13 protein-coding genes are annotated in these 19,577 nt (G+C 36.7%); 4 read left to right on the forward strand and 9 right to left on the reverse strand.

Annotated features, from left to right (window positions below):
* Nucleotides 1-6 precede the first annotated feature (6 nt).
* The 3 genes from nuoC to ndhC form a co-directional block, all read right to left on the reverse strand.
* On the reverse strand, nt 7-1,794 hold the full coding sequence (nuoC, locus tag B1201_RS03180; protein ID WP_078192294.1) for an NADH-quinone oxidoreductase subunit C/D: 1,788 nt from the start codon (nt 1,792-1,794) through the stop codon (nt 7-9).
* An 87-nt stretch (nt 1,795-1,881) separates the two neighbouring features.
* Entirely contained in the window at nt 1,882-2,559 is a 678-nt protein-coding gene (locus tag B1201_RS03185) for a NuoB/complex I 20 kDa subunit family protein (RefSeq protein ID WP_078191105.1), read from the reverse strand.
* A gap of 6 nt (nt 2,560-2,565) precedes the next feature.
* Complete coding sequence (ndhC, locus tag B1201_RS03190) at nt 2,566-3,114, reverse strand: NADH-quinone oxidoreductase subunit A (protein WP_078192295.1); 549 nt, start codon at nt 3,112-3,114, stop codon at nt 2,566-2,568.
* Between the two features lie 557 nt (nt 3,115-3,671).
* Here ndhC and B1201_RS03195 point away from each other — a divergent pair.
* Nucleotides 3,672-4,028, forward strand: a complete 357-nt coding sequence (locus B1201_RS03195; RefSeq protein ID WP_078192296.1) for a hypothetical protein — start codon at nt 3,672-3,674, stop codon at nt 4,026-4,028.
* Nucleotides 4,029-4,120: 92 nt separating this feature from the next.
* Here the strand turns inward: B1201_RS03195 and bfmS are convergent, their stop codons facing one another.
* Both bfmS and bfmR read right to left on the reverse strand, forming a co-directional pair.
* Nucleotides 4,121-5,782 carry a sensor histidine kinase BfmS gene (gene bfmS / locus B1201_RS03200; protein WP_078192297.1) on the reverse strand — a complete coding sequence of 554 codons (1,662 nt, stop codon included), beginning with the start codon at nt 5,780-5,782 and terminating at the stop codon, nt 4,121-4,123.
* Nucleotides 5,783-5,826: 44 nt separating this feature from the next.
* Nucleotides 5,827-6,543 carry a response regulator transcription factor BfmR gene (gene bfmR, locus B1201_RS03205; protein WP_067764711.1) on the reverse strand — a complete coding sequence of 239 codons (717 nt, stop codon included), beginning with the start codon at nt 6,541-6,543 and terminating at the stop codon, nt 5,827-5,829.
* Between the two features lie 588 nt (nt 6,544-7,131).
* Between bfmR and B1201_RS03210 the strand changes: the two genes are divergently transcribed.
* Together B1201_RS03210 and B1201_RS03215 are read left to right on the forward strand one after the other, a co-directional pair.
* Entirely contained in the window at nt 7,132-9,963 is a 2,832-nt protein-coding gene (locus B1201_RS03210) for a ribonucleoside-diphosphate reductase subunit alpha (protein WP_078192298.1), read from the forward strand.
* Between the two features lie 812 nt (nt 9,964-10,775).
* Nucleotides 10,776-12,059, forward strand: a complete 1,284-nt coding sequence (locus tag B1201_RS03215; protein WP_078191110.1) for a ribonucleotide-diphosphate reductase subunit beta — start codon at nt 10,776-10,778, stop codon at nt 12,057-12,059.
* A gap of 222 nt (nt 12,060-12,281) precedes the next feature.
* Here the strand turns inward: B1201_RS03215 and B1201_RS03220 are convergent, their stop codons facing one another.
* The 3 genes from B1201_RS03220 to B1201_RS03230 form a co-directional block, all read right to left on the reverse strand.
* Nucleotides 12,282-14,177 carry a phospholipase D-like domain-containing protein gene (locus tag B1201_RS03220; RefSeq protein WP_078192299.1) on the reverse strand — a complete coding sequence of 632 codons (1,896 nt, stop codon included), beginning with the start codon at nt 14,175-14,177 and terminating at the stop codon, nt 12,282-12,284.
* 35 nt (nt 14,178-14,212) lie between these two features.
* Nucleotides 14,213-17,872, reverse strand: a complete 3,660-nt coding sequence (locus B1201_RS03225; protein ID WP_078192300.1) for an AAA domain-containing protein — start codon at nt 17,870-17,872, stop codon at nt 14,213-14,215.
* 162 nt (nt 17,873-18,034) lie between these two features.
* A complete protein-coding gene (locus tag B1201_RS03230; RefSeq protein WP_068517820.1) occupies nt 18,035-18,250 on the reverse strand; it encodes a helix-turn-helix domain-containing protein in 216 nt (71 codons plus the stop codon).
* A 119-nt stretch (nt 18,251-18,369) separates the two neighbouring features.
* Between B1201_RS03230 and B1201_RS03235 the strand changes: the two genes are divergently transcribed.
* The gene (locus tag B1201_RS03235) at nt 18,370-18,612 is read left to right on the forward strand and encodes a transposase (RefSeq protein ID WP_004891674.1); all 243 of its coding nucleotides are present in this window, start codon (nt 18,370-18,372) and stop codon (nt 18,610-18,612) included.
* Between the two features lie 29 nt (nt 18,613-18,641).
* On the opposite strand, the gene B1201_RS03240 is transcribed toward B1201_RS03235, so the two are convergent.
* Complete coding sequence (locus tag B1201_RS03240) at nt 18,642-19,499, reverse strand: hypothetical protein (protein ID WP_228144740.1); 858 nt, start codon at nt 19,497-19,499, stop codon at nt 18,642-18,644.
* Nucleotides 19,500-19,577: the final 78 nt, after the last annotated feature.

Here is a 19,577-nt window from a genome sequence, read left to right on the forward strand (position 1 = left end):
TACCCCTTAGCGATCCACGTCAGCCATTACGACGTCAATTGTCGCTAAATAAATGATTAAGTCAGACATTAAGCTGCCGTTAATCACAGAAGGCATTTGCTGTAAGTGCGTGAAGGTTGGTGTACGGATACGTGTACGGTAACTCATCGTTGACTTGTCTGAAGTCAAGTAGTAGTTCGACGCACCTTTTACCACTTCCGCCATTACAGAGCTTTCGCCTGCTGGCATTACAGGACCCCATGACACGCTCAAGAAGTGCGTAATCAATGTTTCGATGTCTTGTAAAGTTTTATCTTTTGGTGGTGGAACAGCCAGTGGATGGTCTGCTTTGTATGCACCAGAAGGCATGTTGTCTAAACATTGCTTGATGATTTTCAGCGATTCTTCAATTTCACGGAAGTGAACAAGAACACGTGCATAAGCATCGCCTTCGTACTCTAAAGGCACATCAAAGTCGTAGTTTTCGTAGCCGCTATAAGGACGGTATTTACGAACGTCGAAATCAATACCTGTAGCACGTAGACCAGTACCCGTTACACCCCAAGCCAATGCAGATTTAGCATCATACTGAGCAACATTACGGGTACGACCGATAAACACTGAGTTTTTAAGTGCTGCAGTGTAGTACTCGTTCATACGCTTCGGCATCCAATCTAGGATTTCGCGAATGAGGTGCTGCCAGTTGTTTGGCAAGTCGTGCGCTGTACCACCGATACGGAACCATGCTGGGTGCATACGGTAACCCGTGATCGCTTCGATCGCGTCATAGATTTTTTGACGGTCAGCGAACATATAGAATACTGGGGTCATACCGCCGGCATCCTGAATCGCAGTACCAATGAACAATAAGTGGTTATTGATACGGAACAATTCAGACATCATGACACGGATACATTGTGCACGATCAGGAACGGTAATCCCTGCCATTTGCTCTACGCCAAGAACGTAAGGCATGTTTTGCGCACAACCACCTAAGTAGTCAACACGGTCTGTATACGGAATGAATGAGTGCCATGTTTGACGCTCAGCCATTTTTTCCACACCACGGTGGTGATAGCCGATGTCAGGAACACAGTCTTTCACTTCTTCACCGTCCAACTGCAAGATCACACGGAAGGCACCGTGCGCAGATGGATGGTTAGGACCCAAGTTTAGGAACATGAAGTCTTCATCATCGTTCCCACGCTTCATACCCCAATCTTCAGGTACGAAACGAAGATGTTCTTGTTCGTAATCCTGTTTCGCTTGGTTTTGGCGATAAGGCGTGTATTCAGTCGCACGTGCAGAATATTCTTTACGTAACGGGTGACCTTCCCAATATGTTGGCAACAAGATACGACGGAGCATTGGATGCCCTTCGAAGTTGATACCAAACATGTCGTAAGCTTCACGTTCGTACCAGTTGGCATTTGGCCAAATGTTGGTTGCCGTTGGAATGTTCAAATCTGACTCATTCAATGCAACTTTAATACGAATATCACTGTTACGCTCAAGCGATAACAAGTGATAGAACACAGTGAAGTCAGATGCAGGCAGACCATCGCGGTGTGTACGTAAACGCTCATCAACCGCAGACAAGTCAAACAGCATCACGTATGGACGTGACACCGTACGCAAGAACATTAAAACTTCTTGTACACGTGCGCGCTCAACCCAGACTGTTGGAAAGTCTTCAAAAGTCGTTTGCACGTAGAAGTTCTCACCAAATTTGGTTTTGAGCTCTTCTACAATTGCAAATGCAGGGCGGGAATCAACTGGAGTTGATTCTGGCATAGCAATGTCAGTTTCAGCCATTGGCTTGGCTTCCTATTTAATACAAATTCAGTCAATCAAAACGACAATTACACCCAGTCCGGGTGTATCAATATTTCGTCGTAGTGATTATTTAATTTCATCCATTGAGCGTAAGTTTTTCACTGCAATACGCTGTGCGTTCTTACGGTCACGTTCTGGCATCATCTTTGGCTTATACACTGGCTTAAGATCATCACCAATCACGGCCGATAAAGGACGGCGCTCAAGTTGAATCTGGTCTTGCAATAACATCAATGCCTGAATTAAAGCTTCAGGACGTGGTGGGCAACCCGGGATATACACATCGACAGGGATGATTTTATCCACACCTTGTACAACTGAATAAATGTCGTACATACCACCAGAGTTTGCACATGCGCCCATTGAGATTACCCATTTAGGCTCAAGCATTTGCTCGTACAAACGTTGAATTACAGGCGCCATTTTCATGAAGCATGTACCTGCAACAATCATCAAGTCAGCCTGACGTGGTGAAGCACGAATAACCTCGGCACCGAAACGTGACAAGTCATGCACGCCTGTTAAAGTCGTTGCATACTCTACGTAGCAGCAAGATGTACCAAAGTTGAACGGCCAAACTGAGTTTTTACGACCCCAGTTTACTGCTGTATGTGCAACATCCTCTAAACGAGTCATGAACACATTTTTATTCACTTCTTCTTCAAGCGGATCGGTGACGATTTGACGCTCTTGAAGTGGATATTGATCAGCATCCGGATTCGCACGGGTTAATGTATATTTCATCCCGTCTTACTCCTTGTCAGATGATGCAGTCGGTGACTTAGATTTCACACGACCAGATGATTGCGCTGGAATTTGACCTGTAGGGTCCATAACCAACTCTTCAATAGAGTTAAAGCGTGTGATTTCTGCGATATCCATATTTGGCGAACCAATTTTAGGTTTAATTCCCGCCGCTTTACGCTTGTCAGAAGGTGACCAATTCAAACCACCAGAAGACAATTCATAAACCAAACCAGCAAGTAAAACTAAAATAAAGACTGCTGCAGCTGCAAAACCAACCCACCCAGTTTCACGAACAGAAGATGCCCATGCATAAAGGTATAGTGCTTCGATATCGAACACCACGAAGAAGATCGCAACTAAATAGAATTTCGCAGACAAGCGAATACGTGCACCACCAGCACCTACTACACCTGACTCAAACTGCTCTTGCTTAGCACGACCCCATGATTTACCCCCAAGGAGTAAAGGGACGGTCAGCATAAAGACGCAAAGGAATGTAACGCCGATCACGAAGGCAATAATTGCCCAATCGTATGGAGTAATGGCACTCATGCGGGGATAACTCCTGGCAGGCCTATTTATTAACAAAGAATGTATGTATTGGCCTTCAAATACACCAAACACAAAATTAATCCCGCCAATTGTACCTGATTGAGGAGGCTTCTTGCTAGCTTATCGATATTCGTCTTTAGGATGATTTTTTAATCATTTCAGCATTTAAATTGGGTTTACTCCCTTAAATTTAGGATTAATCGTTTAATTAGATTAGATCTTATTTTTTTATTAATTATTACATTTATGCGATTTTAACAGAAAATTATGACTGTTCAGTTTCATGAACAAATCCTTCAACTTTTAGCTCATGTATTAAATTTTCATGGCCATATCATTTATTAAATAAATTCCATCTTGTTTCAAATTGTTTGCCTGTTTGATTCCATCTATTAGCTTTGATCTTACCCCTAAAATGAAAAACAAGTTGAATTAGCACAAAGAAAAAAGTCTTTTTTTAGCTTCTTGTGACTTTTTTGCAATTCTTTGACACGACCCACAAAGAGTGTGATATTTGTAGTTAAAACACAAAAAGCAATCACAACGGAGAGACAATAATGACTTTAGAATTTACGCATAAACCTGATTATTTTCTATCTGCACAATTGGTGATTCACCATATTAAAAGCTATTTAGATAAGCATCCTGATGCTCAAAATGCCATTTTTGATTTACGTGATATTTATGAGTTGTTACGACAAGATTTAGCTTCTGCAACAACCAACCTTAACGGGATTATGAATATTGCAGATGAATATAAACTTGAGACTTTAAACGGTGATCAAAAACTCATTAGCAATTATTCTATCGATGCTAAAAACAACTCCTTACTCATCGATTTTAATGCAGATGCTCTTGCAGCATTAAAAAATGGCAAACCTATTATTGAACCCGATGCAACAATTACGGAATAAGTAGAAAACTGATATCAAAAAGCCATTCAAATTGAATGGCTTTTTATACTTATCATTCACTAAAATCAGCTTAGCTACATATCTAAGCTAACTTAATTTTCATTGGTACTCGGCTCTTTAATATCTAACTTCGGTTTATTTTTCTTAAAACGAGTTGCAGGCCATGTCATGGTGAAACGCGCTCCACCTAATATTGGACTTTCATCAATATCAATAGTCCCGCCAAACCAATATGCAATACGACTAACAATCGATAAGCCTAAACCATAGCCCCCTGAAGCACGGGTACGACTATCATCTAAACGTGCAAAAGCATCAAAGATACGTTTACGATCTTCTTCTGGAATGCCGGGGCCATCATCTTCAACACAGATATAAGCCATACCTTCATCATTCACACCACCACTAATCAGCACTTTATCATCACAATATCGCACTGCATTCCCCACCAAGTTTTGCACAACACGGTGTAAATAGCGACGCTCGGTTTCCACAACCACTCCAATTGGTGGTGCTTGCAATTCCAAGGTTTTCCCAGTCTTTAAGGCTTCTGTTTCAATCAGAACCTGATCTAAAACTTCAAACAAGCTAACGTCTTCAAACTCCAAAGATGGCATACCCTGTTCGAGCTTAGCATAGGTCATGATTTCATCAATCAAGGTATTGAGGGCTTCGATATCTTTGTCGATTTGTTCAACTTGTTGCTGACGGTAATCGTAGTCGTCTTCATCCGCCATCATTTCAACACCAAAGCGAATACGTGCCACGGGTGTCCGCAGTTCATGCGATACCGCGCGCATCAACTCACGCTGTGCTTCAATTAAACGCTCAATATGATCTGACATGGAGTTATAGCTCGATGCTAAAGTACCAAACTCATCCGTGCTTTCGACAGGCAGACGTACAGATAAGTCCCCGCCCTTCATTTTATTTAACGCATAATTTACAGCACGTAACTTACGTTGCATCGGCACCAATAGACCATAAACACCCAAGCTCAACACAAATAAGCTCAGTAGCGTAATACCTGCTGCCAACTGGAATGGCATCCAATTAAATAATGGTACCGGCCCCATGACCAAAACTTCTGAAGTTGAGCTTGGAATTGGCGATACGATCGAAATGGTCGTGCCGCGCTCAGTCGCACTATCACGATACAAAATAATACTGTGATCTAAGCGTAGTCGGCCGATTTGCTCAGAATCTAAAGGTAAACTTTGAACATTTTGAATTGAAATTGGATAAGAAAAATGATGTTGGATTTTTTCAAGATATTGTTTTTCTTGACCTGGGTAATACACCAAATAATCCAGTATAAATACAGGCAATGCTTTCATTTGGCGTTCTGAAATATTATCAGCTTTTATATACAGTAGATGTGCAGGGTCATCTTTTAAGCCAATAATAATATAAGCTGCTGTGGTTTGTGCGTCCCAACGCACTACAGCTTTACGCTCTTCTATACGTTTTGTTTCCGCTCGGGTTAAATCAACCTGATTAGCTTTTACATAATAAATAGGCAACTCAAGTAGATCGGATGCATCTGACACCCAATCTGACTTTTGTTGTTCATTTGGCTGACGTGCAATACCTTCACTTATAATGAAAGCCAAACCGTCAGTAAGCGATTCACGATATTCTTGCGCGCGCTGGTAGTTAATGATTTGCACCAGCAAATAGCCAAATGTAGCGACTAAAAAGACTAAAATCAGTAGCCCCGCATAAACGCGCAAAAATATACTGTGTTTAAACACGTAAAAGTGTCCTACTTTGCCAAACTAAGGGACGGTATTTTACATTAAATGCCGTTGGTTTCTTTTACGAATAAATAACCTTTACTACGTACGGTTTTAATGCGTTTCGGGTTTTCTGGATCATCACCAATTTTTGGACGAATTCGCGAGATACGCACGTCAATTGAACGGTCTTGACCATCGTATTCAATACCACGCAGACGCTCAAAAATATCTTCACGAGAAAGAATGCGACCCGCATTAGATGCCAACAACCATAAAAGGTCATATTCTGCACTGGTAAAGTCAACCAACTCATTATTGAGTGTGACAGAACGACCACCATTATCAATTACAAGATCATCAAATTCGATGCGCTGTGCAACTTCATCTTCTGGTGCTTTGTCTGTACGACGTAATAATGCACGAATACGCGCAAGTAAAACGCGAGGTTGAACAGGTTTTGCAACATAATCATCTGCACCCATTTCTAGACCCAACACTTGGTCCATGTCTTCGGTACGTGCAGTCAACATTAAAATTGGTTGATGGTAGTGTGGACGAACTTCACGACAAATGGTTAAACCATCGGCACCCGGAAGCATCACGTCGAGTAATACCATATCTGGTTGTTCAGCGATAATACGGCGAATCGCACGATTACCGTCTGGTTCTACCCCAACTTCAAGTCCGTTACGGATTAAGTATTCTTGAGTTAAACGAGCAAGACGCTCATCGTCTTCAACAATTAAAATTTTAGGTAACTTTTCTTCTTGGCTCATTGATTGCCCCTTATTTGATTGGGCGTATCCTATTTGAAATCCGATAGATACGCTTAAACATAGTTTGCAATATACACACGTTTACATTGTAAACAAGATGGCATTCACCAAACTGATACATCAATATCGTATTTTGTAATAAATTTTAACCTGCTACATTTTTGCAGCCGTATTTACCAATCATTTCCATGACCTATTGCTCACAATACCAACAATTATAAATTTGGATACATTTTCATCGAATAAAAACTGACTGATTAATTCACAACTTTTTAGGCTTTCTGAAGTTATCCACAATGTTATCTATAAGCACTCTTTTTCGACTTTGCTATGCTATGCCCTTGTCGGATAAGGCATATATAACAAAGATAAAAAATAGGGATTTTTTGAGATGGATTTCTGCCAGAAAAGTTCAAAGCATTTAGTAAAATGTCAATATTGATATACCCTGAATTTTCCCGTATCTTGTGTTCAATAAATTTTTAAACCACTAGGTCTTGTGTTTAAACCTCAAACACTGTGGCATAAAAATTGCCCAGTTCAAACGGTCCTAACATAAAAATAGATGACAAATGGAGCTATGCTAGCATGAGCGTAACGAATTCAACCCCTGGTCAAATTCAGGTGATTAAACGCACCGGTGACGTTGCACCTTTTGATGCAGAAAAAATCTCTGTGGCGATTGGTAAAGCGTTCTTGGCCGTTGAAGGCCAGCAAAGCGCTGACTCCAGCCGTATTCATGACCGTATCTCTCAATTAACTGAGATGGTATTGAATACCTTTAACCGTCGTTTACCTTCTGGCGGTACCATTCATATTGAAGAAATTCAGGATCAGGTTGAACTTGCGCTTATGCGTACAGGTGAGCAAAAAGTTGCTCGCTCTTACGTGATTTACCGCGAACAACGTGCCGAAGCTCGTAAACAAACTGGTGCTCACCACCACCCTACTTTACAAGTGACAGGTTCAAACGGTCAGCTTAAACCGCTTGATCTTGGCGCACTTGAGGCAAATATTGTTAAAGCAGCTGAAGGTTTAGAAGGCATCGATGTTCGAGCGATTATCGATGAGACTGTAAAAAACCTTTATAACGGCGTAAAAGAGTCAGACATATCAACGACCATGATGATGGCTACTCGTACACGTATCGAACAAGAACCAAACTATACATATGTGACTGCGCGTTTATTGCGTAACGACCTTGTTGCTACAGGGTTAGAGTTCTTAGGTTTAGATAGTGACACGAATGAAGGCGACGCTTTAGAAACTTTCTTGAAGAAAGGTATCGAGCTTGATCTTCTTTCTCCAGAACTACTTAACTTTGACCTTGCAAAATTGGCTGCTGCGATTCAACCAGAACGCTCAAACCAATTTACTTATTTAGGTCTACAAACCTTATTTGACCGTTACTTCATCCACTCAGATGGCGTACGTTTCGAATTACCACAATTATTCTTCATGCGTGTTTCAATGGGTCTTTCATTGAACGAAGCAAACCGTGAAGAACGTGCAATCGAATTCTATAACTTATTGTCTAGCTTCGATTACATGGCGTCTACGCCTACTCTATTTAACTCTGGTACTTTACGTCCACAGTTATCTAGCTGTTACTTAACAACGATTTCAGATGACCTTTACAACATTTATGGCGCAATGCGTGATAACGCAATGTTGTCTAAATGGGCGGGTGGTTTAGGTAATGACTGGACGCCAGTTCGTGCGCTTAACTCGTACATCAAAGGTACAAATGGTAAGTCACAAGGTGTTGTACCGTTCCTTAAAGTTGCCAACGATACTGCTGTTGCAGTCAACCAAGGTGGTAAACGTAAAGGTGCAGTATGTGCATACCTTGAAACTTGGCACTTGGACATCGAAGAATTCCTAGAACTTCGTAAGAACACAGGTGATGACCGTCGTCGTACACACGACATGAACACAGCGAACTGGGTTCCTGACTTGTTTATGCAACGTGTATTCGAAGATGCTGAATGGACTCTGTTCACACCATCTGAAACACCTGATTTGCATGACCTAACAGGTGCAGAATTTGCTGAACGCTATGCTTACTATGAAGGCATTGCGAAAGAAACCAACATGCTACATAAGAAAGTCCGTGCGAAAGACTTATGGCGCAAAATGTTGTCTATGTTGTTTGAAACTGGTCACCCTTGGATCACATTCAAAGACGTATGTAACTTACGTTCACCACAACAACACGTTGGTGTAGTTCACTCTTCTAACTTGTGTACAGAAATTACGCTGAACACTAACGAAGATGAAATCGCAGTATGTAACTTAGGTTCAATCAACCTTGTACAACACGTGCAAGGCGGTGTGTTAGATCGTGAAAAGCTTGCTCGTACAGTTAAAACTGCTGTTCGAATGCTCGATAACGTGATTGACATCAACTACTACGCTGTTCCTCAAGCACGCAACTCGAACTTGAAACACCGTCCAGTGGGTATGGGTATCATGGGCTTCCAAGATGCTTTATACGAAATGAAATTGGCTTATGGTTCTGATGCTGCGGTTGAGTTCGCTGATGAATCTATGGAAGTGATTTCTTACTACGCGATTCAAACATCTAGCGACTTGGCAGTTGAACGTGGTACTTACGAGACATTTAAAGGTTCACTTTGGGATCAAGGTATCTTGCCAATTGACTCTTTAGATATCGTACAAAAAGCTCGTCCTGACCGTATGTTCGAAGTTGACCGTACAACACGTTTGGACTGGGATACTTTACGTACTAAAGTTCAAAAAGACGGTATGCGTAACTCAAACGTGATGGCGATTGCACCAACTGCAACCATTTCGAACATTTGTGGCGTATCACAGTCAATCGAACCAACTTTCCAAAACTTGTATGTGAAATCTAACCTTTCTGGTGAATTCACAGTGATCAACCCGTACCTAGTACGTGCGTTAAAAGATCGCGGTCTTTGGGATTCTGTAATGGTGAACGACCTTAAACACTTCGAAGGTTCGGTTCAAAAAATTGCACGTATTCCTGAAGAGCTTAAAGCAATCTTCGCCACTGCCTTTGAAGTTGAGCCACGTTGGATTGTTGATGCTGCATCACGTCGTCAAAAATGGATCGACCAAGCTCAGTCTCTTAACCTTTACATCTCTGGTGCAAACGGTAAGAAACTCGATATGACGTACAAAATGGCATGGTTACGTGGTCTAAAAACCACTTATTACCTACGTGCATTGGGTGCGACTTCTGCTGAGAAATCAACCATTAACACTGGCGCATTGAACGCAGTTAAGCCTGCTACTGTTGCAGCACCTGTAACAGCTGTTGCGAAAGAAGAACCTAAAGCTGAAGTTGCTGCTGAAGAAGACGGTTTTGCAAATGCAGCGCCAGTGCCACAAGCATGTTCAATTGATAATCCTGATTGTGAGGCTTGTCAGTAATCTGACAGGTTTTAAATCCTCCCCAACCCTCCTTTAATAAAGGAGGGAGATTCCTCGAAGCAAATGGCGGGATGCAAGTCCCCCTTTGCAAAAGGGGGATTTAGGGGGATTCCAAACTGAATAAAAATAAAATAGGAGGTGCGGATGTAGAGATTTATAAAGTTTAAGCAATAAAAAATGGCCTATCACAAGTGACAGACCATTGATTTGAAAACCTAAGCTTTCAGAGGTTAAAAATACTCTAGAAAGTAGCTAAGGTAATCGATGTTAAATTTTCGACGACTTAACGAAGATTACTTTAGCAAAATTTAGAGTATGAGTCACTCCTCTGAAAGCATCTTTTACAAAAAGGAGTTGCAGATGAGAGTAATGTGCTCATTGGATAAACCTGTTAGTGTTTGCGACTATACTCGAGTTCGATTCAATCGAACTGAATATGTTCGTTCACACTGCCGGAGTTTTCCAAGCCACGCTCAGCTAAGCTTGTGGTAAACATGAGAGGCCTATAGGCCTCTTATTAAAGACTTTAAGGAATCCACCATGCCACATATGACACATAACTATCAGTTAGGGCTTATCGCTTTGGTGGTTTCCTTTATTTTGACTTTTTATGTCCCGATCGCCTATTTCTGGTTCAAGGCATATAAATCGCGTAATCAAAATAAGTAGTGGGGATATTTGCTCTACCGAACACTTTTAGAGCAGTGATCGACAAAACTTAATTTTGCTTACACAAATTGAGCGTATAGTAGGACATCTCAGCGACGCTGGATGTCTATAAAAGATATAAAGCAACGAAGAGAGAACTGTTTATGTCTATCCTAAGTTGGGACGATTTCGAAGATGATGAACCGAAACAAGCTGCACAAGCTCACCAGCCTGCGCCCGTCGAACCGCAAAAAACGACTGATTCGCAAGTGGTATCTAATGCACAGCACTCATCGCCGAATTTGGCAGCTGCACAACCCGCTCGAACCAGTACAAATCGACCAACAGATCCAACCGATCCGTTGGCAAGAGCATCTAACGCTCTAGAAAATCTAGACGTTGCACCTGGCTTAGAAGAGCTAGAAATGGGTGCTCAGCGTGTTCAAGTTGACGATAAAGCGATGATCAACTGCCGCGCTGACTTAAACCAACTTGTACCGTTCAAATACGAATGGGCTTGGCAAAAATATCTAGACGGTTGTGCAAACCACTGGATGCCGCAAGAAGTGAACATGAACCATGACATCGCACTTTGGAAGTCTGAAAATGGCTTGACCGAAGATGAGCGTACCATTGTTATGCGTTCTTTAGGTTTCTTCTCGACTGCGGATTCTTTGGTTGCAAACAACTTGGTTCTTGCAATCTACCGTCACATTACCAACCCTGAATGCCGTCAGTACATCTTACGTCAATCATTTGAAGAAGCAATTCACACGCACGCTTACCAATACTGTATCGAATCTTTAGGTATGGACGAAGGCGAAGTCTTCAACATGTACCGTGAGATTCCTTCAGTGGCTCGTAAAGCAGCTTGGGGTCTGAAATATACACAATCTTTAAGTGATCCTACGTTCAAAACAGGTACGCCTGAAAACGACCAAATCTTGCTTCGCAACTTGATCGCGTTCTACTGCGTACTTGAAGGTATCTTCTTCTACTGTGGTTTCAGCCAAATCTTGTCTATGGGTCGTCGTAACAAGATGAATGGTGTTGCTGAGCAATTCCAATACATCTTACGTGATGAATCTATGCACTTGAACTTTGGTATCGACATGATCAACCAAATCAAGATCGAGAACCCTCACCTATGGACTGCTGAGTTCCAAGAAGAAATCATTCAAATGATTCTTGAAGGTACAATGCTTGAAATCGAATATGCTCGTGACACTATGCCACGCGGTGTATTGGGTATGAATGCAGGCATGATGGAAGAATACTTGAAGTTTATCTGTAACCGTCGTTTGAGCCAATTAGGCTTACCTGAACAATTTGCTGGTGTGAATAACCCATTCCAGTGGATGTCAGAAATGATGGACTTACGTAAAGAGAAGAACTTCTTTGAAACTCGCGTAACGGATTACCAAACTGGTGGCGCGTTAAGCTGGTAATTGATAAATATTTAAACCCTCTTCGGAGGGTTTATTTTTTGAGAATAAAGCATGGAAATAATAATAAATACAACCGTCATGCGACACAAGGTTTGTCATAAACGACACATTGTTTGTCATAAAACTATGTAGCATGACGTCACATGACACATAAGTTGTCATTGAGAAAACCGCCATTCATGGCGGTTTTTTTAACTTAACAACCCTTATTTTAGTTAAAAATTATGCATGATTTAAATTATTAAAAAAATTTGAATAAAATTTTTGTTCAATTTTATCAGCCTCTAAATAAACACCTAATTCATGATAGAGATCATTGTTCTTATAGTTACCTGAAGAATCAGAAGACATCCAGTTTAAGCTTGTGACAACAATATGATTTTTATCCCAAGCCAACACTTTGGCATGGCTATGATTTCCAGAAGGTGGAGAATGAAGTTTTAATGCAATTTTATCGTTGTCTATAGTGTTAGAGAACTTTTGCACTTGCTTATGATCAAATTCTTTATCGACTGTAGAGTAAAATGCTGAAACACGCACCCTACAAGTTGATAAACTATCCCAAATACTTCTATGTAGATTTGGGCTTATTTTATCACTTAATAAGGTGACTCTATGTCCTGCTTCTTTAGCTTCATGTATATATCGCAAATGATGCCCTTTGAGTAAAAGTGAAACATTAATATTTTTTCCATTGTCTTGATTAGAGCTAGGTTTAATACTTTGAGCCAAATCTAATAATTCTGAACCTAAATAGTTATTAATTAATTTTGCACCAGTAGTCAAACTAGCTGATATTTGAATCATTTCTTTTGAAAAATCATTATCTTGAATAAACACAGAAGCTTCATAACGATTAAATTCTGAGAAAAACCAATTACAAGATCCTATTAACGAACAATGATTATTTTCAGTATCCCAAAGCAAATATTTAGCATGAGACCCTGTTTGGATTTCATGTAAAATAATCCTTCCATTGTAATCACAATAAAGTTTTTTAAATTGTGAGGTAATCTCTTTAAAATTTCTTAATTCTTTCTCCCTAATATCAGGTGAATCGAAATCATCTTTACCCCATAAAATAATAACTTTAACCCCTCTGTTAACGGCACTTAATAGTTCACTTAGATAGAGATTTATTCTAGATGGACGAATAAAAGTAGAATGAATTATTAAATAGTTTTTACATTCACGAATAGCATCAAGAAATTTTTGAAGATGCTCATTTCCTCCTAAAATAAGTGAAACATGCTGTTCAGATATCTTATAACTTTTGGGAGGATTTGCTAAATTTTCTGAACTCCCCCCTCCAACATATTGATATGTTTCTTTTATATTCTCATTATTCCTCTGACTTTCGATTAATCGCTTTTTAATTTCTGAAGACAAATATTCTTTAAAGGAGTAACCAAAAATAGAGCAATAATCATTACTAGATGTTGGATTGAGATAATTCTCATAAAAATGTATGTCTATTTCATTATTTTTACTTATTTTTGCATTAAATATTAAATACTTATTAACTGTTAAACTTCTATCCAATGGTGGCGATACAGAAATAAGTTCTTCATTCGGTTGGGTAACAGCACAGCCAAGTTCTTGTGTATCAAGAATATATGGATGCGGTATACTCTTAATATTAATATATCTTTTATTATCCCAACTATTAACTAAAGTATTGATGTCACTCTCATTATAAGTAGTAATAAAAGAATAATTACACAATCCTAAATACTGACCATTTGTAAGATTAACTAGAAAATCTCTATATGTATAAAACTCCTTTTTTATCGATGGTAATTCAGAAGCTTTTGCAATAAATTTACCACGCTCAGTAATTCTTACACCAATACTCTCAGGCTCCTGAATAATTTCAATCCAATTTAATTTTAGAAATGGTAAAAGTATTTGAACTAAAATTTGTCTACGAATACCAGAATATGCTGATAACTTATCAATAGTAAATTCATTATCTGCAATAGTTCTCAACAACAAATGGTCGATAATATTCCAGTTACTCTTCTTTTTAAAAGTAAACAGATTAGTTCCGTAAGAAAAAGGAACAATGAGATAAAAAGGTTGTGATTTTTTAGAATGTTTGGAATTGGATGATTTCATATTTAATAGCTTACAAAAATTAATAAAGGTAGAGTTTATTTAAAAAATTGGCTTATATAAGAAGTAATATCTATCTTCTTAATTGGAGTAACACTATCTTCATTTATATTAGGTTGTTCATTAACCCATTTACACAATGTGTCTATATATTGATAGTCATTAATAATATCCAATTTTTTCTCAAATGGTGCTCGATAAGCCCAATATTCGAACATTCCTATACTTCCAATTACAAACATTTGATATTTTGCTCTACTAAACATTACATTTAGACGTCTTTCATCAAGTAAAAAACCCAATGAACTCTTATCAGATTTATTGATGTTATGTCTGACAAGACTCACAATTACAAGATCCGCTTCCCCTCCTTGAAATGAATCAACTGTTTTACAAAGCTCCACCCCACAATAGAATCCTTTGCTTTTCAACTTATTAATTAAATTTTCCTCATTAATCATTTCATTAATTTTAGCAATTTGATTTTTATAAGGAGTTAGAATAACTATTGATGGATTCTTTTTAGCTACTTCTGTGACTTGAACTGCTTCTAACATTCTTCTGATGACATCAACTTCTGCCTCATTAGCCAAATTATTTTCAAGTGGCCTAGCTTCTCGCAATTTATTAGGATCACAAATGTCGAGCCAAATAAAACCTTTATTTTTATTTAAATCTGGCAAATCAGAGCATATTGAAAACTTGAATGGCCTATTAATTGTGTTTAAATATTTTTCTTCATTTTCTGAATTATTTTTTAGTTCTGAATTATAGAACAATGTAGAAACCACTTCTGAAATATCTGGATGCATCCGATATTGCTCAGTAATAATATCCCCCATAAGACGGCTACTTTTAGCTTTTTTATATTTTTCAATATTTTTAACCAAAGTCTGGAATAGTGAAAAATATTTTCGAACATTTTCAATAACCGGATGATATTTATTGGAAAAATATTCTAAAAACTCTACACTATTATCATTTAAATTATCTTTTACATATTGAGCTACTTCAGAAAACTCATTCAGACTAGATAATTTTGTTAAATTACTGGAAAAAGGGCCTGTAGAGACGCTTTGTATTAAAAGAGGAACATCGAAATTTTCACCTAATAAAATTTTATTAATAGTATTTTCAGAGAAAGGAGGTAATTGTTTGTGATCTCCAATCAATAAACGCTTTGATGATAGTAAAAGAGGACTTAGTAACTCTAAACCAGAGGCCTTCCCTGACTCTTCTAAAATTGTCCAATCAAATTGGTGATTATTTCTATTAATCGTCTCAATTGTAGAAGAATTTGATGTAGCTAATACAATATTGGCACTACTAAGAACATGCTTATAAAGAGATCTACGCAGATAATTTGATTCAGTAGCTTTCTTTATTTGTTCATTTAAGTCTAAATATTTTGAAGCATCCTGCCACATCAGGCTTTCTTTAATACTATCCCACAAAGTAGCAGTATGTTTTTCAAATTGCTGAATATCACCTCTATCCTCTATTTCATCTTCAATATTATTAAAAGTATCTAAAATCATTAAATTGTCTGATAGTGGACCTTTTTTAATTTCATCATAGAGAACTTGTACAGTTGCATGGCTTTGAGCACTTAAGACGACTTTACTATCTGGCTCATCATTAAAGATTTGCTCTAGCAAACTGGTTACTAAAAATGTTTTGCCAACTCCAGGTGGTCCTTGCACAATATAATTAGGATAAGTATCTAATGCCTCACGATAAATATTTTGCTTAGAATTATCTAACTTATCATATACTTTTACATATTTATTTGGATATTTCAGCTTTGACGTACTGCTTTCCATATGCATAATACTTGAAATTAAAGCAGAATTTTTCGCGACTTGCTCTAAAGTATAATTTCTGCGCAATAGTGCTGTATAATTTGCAAGTAAAGATTTTGGGTATATATATAGTTCTTGTTCATTAATGATCTGGCTTACATCCTTTAACGTATTTGGATTTTGAGGATCATTTTTTACTATAAAATCATAACAAGCTAGAGTTTTTTCGTGCTTCCTAAAAGTGATTATTATTTTAAAGTTTTTAGTAGAAAACCCTTTTGTTTTAATATTTGGAGAAGCATGAAAATCATCTTTTTCAGTAGGAAGTTTATTAGATAATATCCATTCTTTTTCATCCATTTCAGTAACTAAACTTTTAAAATGATGAGTAGATATTGGTTTATCTATAATTTTTGAGAATTTTAAATTTTCATTATTTTTTTCAGGATCAATAGTTAAAATAATACTATCTTGGTTATTATTCCCAATTTTAACTTTAACATTTGCTTTAAAAACTTTTGTCCAATACTCTGAAACCTCAATGGAATAACAAAGCAACATCGTATTAATAAAATTCCTAACATCCTCACTTAATACTTGTTCTTTCTTAAAACTATCAATTATGTTCATCCAGGAATTTGATGAATTAGAGCTAGAAACCAAATTTAATTTTATTGAAAAATCTTTAGAGACTTTATGATAACCTTTCAGACCTTTAGAATCACAATAAATATTTGTAATTAATACAAGATTACTCCATTGAAAATTATTTGTCCCCTCAACTCTAGTAGGTTTTATCTCATATAAAAGCTGATTACCTTGTATAAAAAACAACTCTCCATCTTTAATATTACTTTTAATAATATTTATTTTATTTAAATCAATATCATTTTTAACAAATTTATAAAAATCATCAATCAAGATTTCATTATCTTCTTTTAAGAACTTGCTTACTATACCCAAAAAACTTTCTATTTTCTTTCTATTAATTGTTATATCATATGTTTTAATTTCATTTGTGTCAGCATCTAGTTCATTTTCTAATGAGAAAATAATATACTTTATACTTTCAATAATCTCCGCACTAGAAAGATGACTATCTCGATAAATATTCTTCAATTTACAAATGTTTTTTAATTTATCTATTAATTTTTTTTCATTTTCAGTTAAATAATTAAAATCATGATCTAATAGGCTATCATCAATTCCTACTACTAGTAATGATTCAATTAAATTACCCAACAAATACCAATCTTCATTATATGAAGAAACCATTGAAGTACTTTCTAAGTTAACCATATATGAAGGTTTAAGTTTATTTACTGAGAGTAACCATTCAAATCCTGTTAATCTAAAAAAATTAATATCATTTTCAAATCTAATTACAATATTTTCTGGACTTATTTTTCTATGTAAAAGGCCATTTTGATGTAAAATATCTAACCCAAAGGCTATACTTAAAATATTTTTCCATAACTTAATACGATGATATGGTATCATCAAATTTTGGAAATATATCCAACTTTTTCTTTTTATCCTTTGGCTTGATTTGTTAATGTCATCTATATATGTGGATAACAAAATATCATTTTCATCACACTCATAGGTGATACTAAAACTTTCATCATCATAATATGCATTATTAATAACTAATAAATACCTTTCTGAATTTGGGTAATTTTTTAATAATTGTAATTGTCTTACTTCATCCAACCAAATCTCTTTAATAATTTCATCTTTTTGATTAATTCTCGGCCAAACTTTCATAAAGAAACATTCATCACCTATATAATCAATTGGGGAAGCTTCTCGATATAATTTATATAAATTATAATTCTTACCCTCATATATTATTTCTTCATCAATATAGTTTTGTAGTACCTTATAATCTTGCATTAAAATTTACCTAATTTAATTACAAATAGAATGCTTACAATTAAGCACGAGATCCCCGTATCTTTTTTATACAGATTTTTTTATCAGACAAATAATAATTTAAAATTAATTGAATTTCAATAGCTTACAAAATAAAGGAGGTAAGTTATAAATCTTCAAGCTTTAAATAAAGCTAGATAAATCAGTATTTAGTGCATTTAACCAATCCATTAACTCAATCACATCTAACCGCCTTTCTAGAATTTCAACTTTAGACACATAAGACTGAGGCTTCCCTAAACGTTGGGCAAGCTCAACCTGAGTCACATTTTTAGACTCACGTAGTTCTATAAGTTTCTTAATTAGGTCTTGATACCTAGGATCGTGTATTGAGCGCATGGCTCAATATTAGTTACAATTAAAAATATCCCAAAATAGGATATTTTTAATTTAACCCTATCTGTTTACTGAATTTTTTTATTTTGAATAATCATTGAACAATAGTCTAGGAATTCACTGTGAAGCAAAAATTTTCTGTAGCTCAAATCAACAATATTGTTAAAAAGAATTTAGCAGGTACAACTGTCGAACAAATTTGTGAAGAGTATAAAATCAGTGTCGCTACTTTCTACCGTTGGAAAGCAAGTTACATAGATATTAATGAGCAAATTTTGATTCGATTAGATAAATTGGAACAAGAAAATTTAGCTCTTAAACAAATGTATGCTGAAGAAAGACTGTCTAAGCGACTAGAAATGTAAGGCGCTCATAAAAGAATCTCGAAAGTATTTTAAATAGCATCTACTGTCATGATAGTTGATTCTTTAAAGAGATTATGAAACCTTACCTTTTCCAAAAAATCGGATGAGATCCTAACGTCTTTTTTCCAAGTATTGGTAACCAATTTTTCACTGTTCATCTTTGAAAATTGAGTCATTAACATTTGTAGATCCATTAGAAAATCTTCTTTGAAGCTATCGCCTAATATTGATTCCTTAGGGCCCACTAAAGAAAACACTTGGGAATGCATCAATAAAATTAAACTTTCACTAAAATTTGAATATGGTTTTTTCATGCAAATAATAAGTAAAGTTCGATAAATAGCTCGACTGATATCGACAATGCAACTAGTGTCTTCGACTCCCATTCGATAAAAAATTACCAGTGCAGCTAAAGCATCTAAGCTAGCTAATCGCTCCAGCTGTATCAGTTTTTTAGACGATAAACTTTCAACTAACTTCCTATCACAATTATATTTATTGGGTTTATAGAGTATCCTTTGAACTTCCCACGACAGTTTTCCAATACCGTCTTTTAAAAGTAAATCTAAATTTATTGAATTTTTCATGGCTTGCCAAAGCACATGATTAATTATTAACGAACTACCTTGTACGGCTGCTTCAGCTTTATCTATAAGTTTTGGATGAGGAACATTTAAACCATTCTTATAGTTTCTCCACTTCCGATCATTATCAGTTACCCCCCCATTCACTACTCTAATTTTATCAGGCTCAATTATTTTTGCTATTTCAGATGGTAGTTGCGCATCTAAACCAAGCTTTATGCGCGAATACCATAGTGCAACCCGTATTTGATCGACTACATCCCTTTTATTAATTCTAACTTTTCCAATATTTTCGTTTTGCAAAACATAACCCATAAAATTCAAATAAAATCTTTAAATATCAATTTTTTAAAAAAATATTTCCGGAAAAAGTTTAGTGAT

The sequence above is a fragment of the Acinetobacter sp. ANC 5600 genome, assembly GCF_002018395.1.
GTDB classification, from domain to species: domain Bacteria; phylum Pseudomonadota; class Gammaproteobacteria; order Pseudomonadales; family Moraxellaceae; genus Acinetobacter; species Acinetobacter amyesii.

Excerpts from the sequence above, each read along its gene's own strand:
- B1201_RS03230 (WP_068517820.1), bottom strand. The coding sequence starts at position 18,250 with ATGCGCTCAATACACGATCCTAGGTATCAAGACCTAATTAAGAAACTT.
- B1201_RS03225 (WP_078192300.1), bottom strand. The coding sequence starts at position 17,872 with ATGCAAGATTATAAGGTACTACAAAACTATATTGATGAAGAAATAATA.
- nuoC (WP_078192294.1), bottom strand. The coding sequence starts at position 1,794 with ATGGCTGAAACTGACATTGCTATGCCAGAATCAACTCCAGTTGATTCC.
- B1201_RS03210 (WP_078192298.1), top strand. The coding sequence starts at position 7,132 with ATGAGCGTAACGAATTCAACCCCTGGTCAAATTCAGGTGATTAAACGC.
- B1201_RS03220 (WP_078192299.1), bottom strand. The coding sequence starts at position 14,177 with ATGAAATCATCCAATTCCAAACATTCTAAAAAATCACAACCTTTTTAT.
- bfmR (WP_067764711.1), bottom strand. The coding sequence starts at position 6,543 with ATGAGCCAAGAAGAAAAGTTACCTAAAATTTTAATTGTTGAAGACGAT.
- ndhC (WP_078192295.1), bottom strand. The coding sequence starts at position 3,114 with ATGAGTGCCATTACTCCATACGATTGGGCAATTATTGCCTTCGTGATC.
- B1201_RS03195 (WP_078192296.1), top strand. The coding sequence starts at position 3,672 with ATGACTTTAGAATTTACGCATAAACCTGATTATTTTCTATCTGCACAA.
- B1201_RS03215 (WP_078191110.1), top strand. The coding sequence starts at position 10,776 with ATGTCTATCCTAAGTTGGGACGATTTCGAAGATGATGAACCGAAACAA.
- B1201_RS03185 (WP_078191105.1), bottom strand. The coding sequence starts at position 2,559 with ATGAAATATACATTAACCCGTGCGAATCCGGATGCTGATCAATATCCA.